This is a genomic window from Achromobacter sp. Marseille-Q0513 (genome assembly GCF_018195695.1).
Lineage (GTDB): Bacteria > Pseudomonadota > Gammaproteobacteria > Burkholderiales > Burkholderiaceae_B > Achromobacter.
Genome location: NZ_JAGTJY010000282.1, coordinates 1 through 5,083, shown reverse-complemented (window position 1 = coordinate 5,083; position 5,083 = coordinate 1). Strand labels below are relative to the sequence as shown.

Below are 5,083 nucleotides of genomic sequence, written 5' to 3'. Positions count from 1 at the left end.
AGAGCGGCCAGGACGTGCTGGACAACGGCGACCTGGCCGCGCTGCAGGCCAAGTTCGTGGCCGCCCTGGCCGCCTCGCCGGCCTTCACCGGCACGCCCACGGCGCCAACGCCCGTCGCCGGCGACAAGAGCGGCAAGCTCGCCACCACCGCCTTCGTGGCCGGCAACTTTCCCCGCGTCTGCTCGATCGGCGCGCTGCCGACGCAGGACATCGGCCCCATCATCGTGGCCGAATGCTCCGAGGTCTGGACCTGGGTATCCACCCAGTACTACACCGGCTACCGCTCGCCGCTCTGCGGCCGTCCGGTGGACGGCCACACCGTCACCCCGCTGGCCAGCGAAGTCGACGCGGTCGGCGGCGAGCTGAGCAAGACCGACTATGCGCGCCTGTGGGGGTATGCGCGCGAGAATAATCTGGTGGTGTCCGATGCGGTCTGGACTGCGAACCGTGGGGCGCATTACTTCGCGGATGTCAGCGGGACGACGTTCCGGGTGCCGGATTTGCGGAATATGTTCCGGCGGTATACGGGGACTGACGCTGACACTGCAAATGCGAGGGTATTGGCAAGCCGGCAAGGTGACTTGCTACGGCGGCATTCACATCGCTTCCAGACGTCAACTCAAGGCGGGTCTAGCTCAGGCGAGGCCGTCGCAGTCCATCGCAATGTCATGAGCGCTGTCAACATCATTTGGAACAATCCCGGTTCTACCATTGATGACAGTGGCGGGAACGAAACCCGACCGGCGAACACGGCATACCATCCCCGCATCAATATCTGACGTCTGCTTCACTGCAAATGCGAGAGTTGTCGGCAGCAGACAACGTGACGAGTTACGCAGCCACTCACATACCCTGGCCACTTCCCTCACTGGTCAAACGGGTAGCCTCGCCACCGTCTTTAGCGGTGGAAGTGCCTGGCTGAGCAACCCTGCCGGTGGCACAGAAACCCGCCCAATTAACGTCGCTTATTCACCGCGAATTCATGCCTAGTTTTTGACATGAATTTCGATCTGACATGCCATAGTTACTTGCGATGGCGTGAGCGTTAGGCATGAATGCGCGGAAGGTACGCCGCATTTACGGGCCGGGTTTCCGAAGATGTGCGAGCCACACGGCTTGCGTTGAATACCATGACATCGGTCGGAGTCTCTCTCACCTCCAGAGCCGTGCGATACGTGCTGTGTATACCTGCGCTTGCTACGAGATCGAATACTCCACTTGCTGTGTACCAGGAGCCAGTGGATTGGTTCTCAAATCCACGAAAGGTGCCGCCTCCCGTGATGTTCTGAAGCGCATCGCTTTGACGTGTCGCCATGACTCTCGCATTTGCAGTGAAGGAGGCATCAGGCATGGATACGTGGGTGGTAAACGACGTTTCTGGGCCTGGTTTCGTACCCGCGCGATATTCCGTCAACGCCCTGGTCCGCCATTAGGTAATCCTTGCCGTGCAGCGTACCGCTTTGCCACTCATAGAATGCCCGACCAATTCTGCCGATGTTGTAGGGAACGCGTACCGAGTCCATCTGGGCGGTTGCCAGGCCCCGCGCATTTGCAGTGCAAACCCCATTTAAAGGAAAAACTATGCACAAATCCGTATTTCAAACCGACGACGACGGCCTGTTCCTCTATGAGACCGTCGCCAATGATCTGCCCCTGTCGCCCGGCGCCTACAACGTGCCCTTTGGCGCCTATCCCGATGCGCCGCCCGCAGGCGGCAGCGGCCGTTGGCCGCGCTGGACGGGCAATGGCTGGCAGATGGTCGAAGACCATCGCGCCACGCCGCTATGGGTGGCCGAAACGGGTGAGTCCTATGCGATTGGCAGCAAGATCAAGCTGCGCGGCGGCGTTGACGACGTGCGCTATCCCGGCTGGGGACCGTTGCCCGCCTGGCTGAGCGATACGGCGCCGCCGCGTCCGGCCGAGAGCGCGGGCGTCTGACGATAGTCCGGCAGTGCTGTCTCTTCGGCGGCACTGCGCCGGGCGCTGGATCTGCGCGCTAGGCGGCGAGCGGAAGAGCGTCCGTCCCTTCGAGCCGTTCGCGGCGCAGTTGTTCCAGCTGGCGCTTGCCCAGCGGACTGCGCGCCAGCTTCTGCGCCAGCTCGCGTCCATGCGGATGGTAGTAGCGCAGCAGCATGCGGGTGTCGACGTTGCCGTTGACCTTGGCCAGCTCGTGGATCTGGAACACCGTGGCCAGCTGTGAGGTGCCTTCGTGCCGCAGGTCATGAAAGCGCAGGTCGCGGAAGTAGGCCGTGTTGGGGCGCCGTCCGTGGTGACGGCACAGGGCTTCGTAGCGCAGGCGGGCGCGGCGTCGCGCGCGGATGAAGGCGCGCGTGACGGAGCCCGGACGCATCGCGAAGATGCGGCCGCGCATCGGCTTGCCGGTGACCCAGCGGCGTAGCGCCTCGCGCGCGAGCGGGGTCAGCGGCACGTCGCGCGTGCGGCCGTTCTTGGTGTGGGGCAGGTGGACCACGCCATGCATCAGGTCCAGGTGCTCGCGCTGGATGCCCACCACTTCCGAGCGGCGCATGCCGGTTTCCCGGGCCACCGTCAGGATGGTGGGCAGCTCGCTGGAGCGGGTGGCCTGGATGATCCAGTCCAGTTCCTGGCGCGGGCATTGCTCGTCGGACAGGCCGCGCAGCGTGATGCGATCGAACAGCCGGCGGTCGCGGGCATCGTCGATCGCCGGCCGGCGCACCAATTGAACCGGGTTCGCCAGCTGGTCGAAGCCCCAATCCTTGCGGATCACCGTGTAGACGTGGGACAGGAAGGCCATGCGCCGCACGACAGTGGCCGGCGCGCGGTCCTTCAGCCATTCGTCGCGCAGCTCGGTCAAGTCTGAGCTGCGGATCCGGTCCACCGGCCGGATCGCCAGCCGGGTCGCTCGCCAGATGCGGGCTATGGACTGCTCTGATACGTGCCCCTTCTTCGTGGCTGAGACCTCGGCCAGATAGCGATCGAGCGCCTCGGCCAGTGTAGGCGCGGGTTTGCGGCGGGGCTGTCGGCGGGTCCAGGGCTTCATTGCAGGTACGGAAATCAGAGTGGGATCAGGAGTGTAGGCGCCCCATTGGCGGGCGCGCGACGCGAGCGGGCAGGAGTTTCGCCCGGATCGCGTTTTTTTTCTTCCATGGCCGGCGCCTCCCTGCGCCCGGTCGTGGGCGGGAGACAGGGATGCGGGGTGGTCAGAGGAGTAGCAAGGATATGGAACCGGGATCGACGGGGTTGGGCGGGTTCGCCGCGTTGAAGATTGCGCTGGCGTTCGGCATGCCGGCGGCCATGGCGGCGCTGATCGGCATGTTGCTGATGCCGCCGCGCAGTTCGCGCGAGTTCGTGGCGCGCACCGCCTGTACGGTGGTGAGTTCGTTTTTGTTCGGACCCTTGCTGGCGATCGGGATGATCGCCTGGATGCCCGACATCGTCTCGTCCGCCTATTGGCTGGCGCAGCGCACGGGCCTGGGCGAGGACGGGCTGCTGGCCATGTTTTACGTGCTGGGGCCCTGCATGCTGTTGGCGGGGCTGCCGGCCTGGTGGGTGCTGGGCGCCTATCTGCGCCTGACGGCCAAGCTGCAGAACCAGGACCTGGTCGATTGGGCGGTGGAGATCCGGCGCAAGGCGCTGGGCTTGGGGCAGGGTACGGAGAAAGGAGGAAATCATGACGCTTGAACAAGTGATGCGGGACGCGGTTCGGCCCGCACTGGCCTTGCTGCCAGCCGCCATGAACACGCCGCAGGCGCACTGCATGCTGCTGGCGATCGGCCTGCAGGAAAGCCGTTTCGTGCATCGGCGGCAGATCGGCGGCCCGGCGCGCGGCTTCTGGCAGTTCGAACAAGGCACGCGTACAAGCCGCGGCGGTGTGTGGGGGGTGTATCTGCACCACGCGACAAAAGACCGCCTGGCGGGGCTGTGCGCGGCCCGTAGCGTGGCGTTCGATCCGGACGCGATCTACGGTGCAATCGAGTATGACGACGTTCTCGCCGCTGGCGTTGCTCGGCTGCTCCTGTGGAGCGATCCGGGCAAGCTGCCCAAGATCGGCGATGCGGAAGCAGCACTCGAGTGCTACCTTCGCGTCTGGCGGCCAGGCAAGCCTCATCCAGCGTCGTGGCCGAGAAACTATCGACAAGCACTGGAGACTGTTGATGCCGCACAAGAGTCAGGAGGCCCGCAATGAATACATGCGCGACTATAAGGTGCGTCGACGCGCGGATCCTGCGTTCAAGGAGCGAGAACGAGAAAGGGAGCGTGAACGCTATGCCGAACGAAATGAGCAGACTCGCGACCAACGGCTGTCGAAGAACGCTCGATATCGAGAAAAGAATAGAGAACACCTGGCGGCGAAAGAGCGAGAGCGGAGCATGCGCATCAAGACCGCGAATCCAGAAGCCTTTACTGAAGCTTCGCGAGCGCGTGCGAGAGCATGGCGGGAATCTCATCGAGATGATGAGCAAATCAAAGAGGCGAATCGTGTGCGATCTCGGCGTAATTACCAAAAGGTGAAATCGTGCGAAGACTTCAAGGCGAGCAACCGCGCAAAAGCAAAGAACTGGTACGAGAAAAATACCGAGCGGGCACAAGAGAGTGCGCGCAAGCGTTGGGCGGAGCGCTACAAATCAGACATTCAGTTCAAGCTTGGTCTATGCCTTCGTCGTCGGTTGTACATGGCAGTGAGAAACAACCACCGCTCTGGCCTCGCGGTTCGCGAACTCGGTTGCTCTATCGCCGAGCTCAAGGAGCATCTGGAACGCCAGTTCGCAGACGGGATGACGTGGGGAAATTGGGGGCGCGACGGGTGGCACATCGACCATGTGCGCCCCTTGGCGAGTTTCGATCTAGAAGATCCGGAGCAGGTCAAGGCGGCGTGCCATTTCACCAATCTCCAGCCGCTCTGGTCGAAAGACAACATCAGGAAGGGAAACACGTTCGTAGAGTGACCAGCAAACCCCATCGCCAGACCTGGGACGCGCTGCATGCCCAGGCGGCGCAAGCGACCGCGGAGCTGGAACATGCTTGATTCATGGATGAAGCGTAGCCTCGGCTGGATGGCGGCCTTGCTGGCGGGCCTGGCCGCCGTCGCCGGGGTGTATTGGAG

The 5,083-nt window shown here is 63.4% G+C and carries 7 protein-coding genes; 5 read left to right on the top strand and 2 right to left on the bottom strand.

The window, feature by feature from the left end:
- Positions 1 to 779 (top strand): hypothetical protein (locus tag KDH83_RS29410; protein WP_212322308.1); only part of this gene is annotated, 779 nt, incomplete at its 5' end.
- An 802-nt stretch (positions 780 to 1,581) separates the two neighbouring features.
- Positions 1,582 to 1,938, top strand: coding sequence for a phage tail protein (locus KDH83_RS29405; RefSeq protein WP_212322306.1), 357 nt, complete (start codon positions 1,582 to 1,584; stop codon positions 1,936 to 1,938).
- 58 nt (positions 1,939 to 1,996) lie between these two features.
- Here the strand turns inward: KDH83_RS29405 and KDH83_RS29400 are convergent, their stop codons facing one another.
- Positions 1,997 to 2,833 carry a tyrosine-type recombinase/integrase gene (locus KDH83_RS29400; RefSeq protein WP_249205441.1) on the bottom strand — a complete coding sequence of 279 codons (837 nt, stop codon included), beginning with the start codon at positions 2,831 to 2,833 and terminating at the stop codon, positions 1,997 to 1,999.
- Between the two features lie 346 nt (positions 2,834 to 3,179).
- On the bottom strand, positions 3,180 to 3,413 hold the full coding sequence (locus KDH83_RS32745; RefSeq protein ID WP_233772390.1) for a hypothetical protein: 234 nt from the start codon (positions 3,411 to 3,413) through the stop codon (positions 3,180 to 3,182).
- Between KDH83_RS32745 and KDH83_RS32740 the strand changes: the two genes are divergently transcribed.
- Genes KDH83_RS32740 through KDH83_RS29385 form a run of 3 tightly spaced genes read left to right on the top strand, consistent with a single transcriptional unit; the run spans position 3,403 to position 4,925 of the window.
- Positions 3,403 to 3,660 (top strand): hypothetical protein, encoded by a 258-nt coding sequence (locus KDH83_RS32740; RefSeq protein WP_233772391.1) that lies wholly within the window; start codon positions 3,403 to 3,405, stop codon positions 3,658 to 3,660. The two genes, KDH83_RS32745 and KDH83_RS32740, sit on opposite strands and share 11 nt — an antisense overlap.
- The gene (locus tag KDH83_RS29390) at positions 3,650 to 4,165 is read left to right on the top strand and encodes a hypothetical protein (RefSeq protein WP_212322302.1); all 516 of its coding nucleotides are present in this window, start codon (positions 3,650 to 3,652) and stop codon (positions 4,163 to 4,165) included. Before KDH83_RS32740 ends, KDH83_RS29390 begins: the two co-directional genes overlap by 11 nt.
- Complete coding sequence (locus tag KDH83_RS29385) at positions 4,134 to 4,925, top strand: hypothetical protein (protein WP_212322300.1); 792 nt, start codon at positions 4,134 to 4,136, stop codon at positions 4,923 to 4,925. The genes KDH83_RS29390 and KDH83_RS29385 overlap by 32 nt, the downstream gene beginning before the upstream one ends.
- Positions 4,926 to 5,083 lie beyond the last annotated feature (158 nt).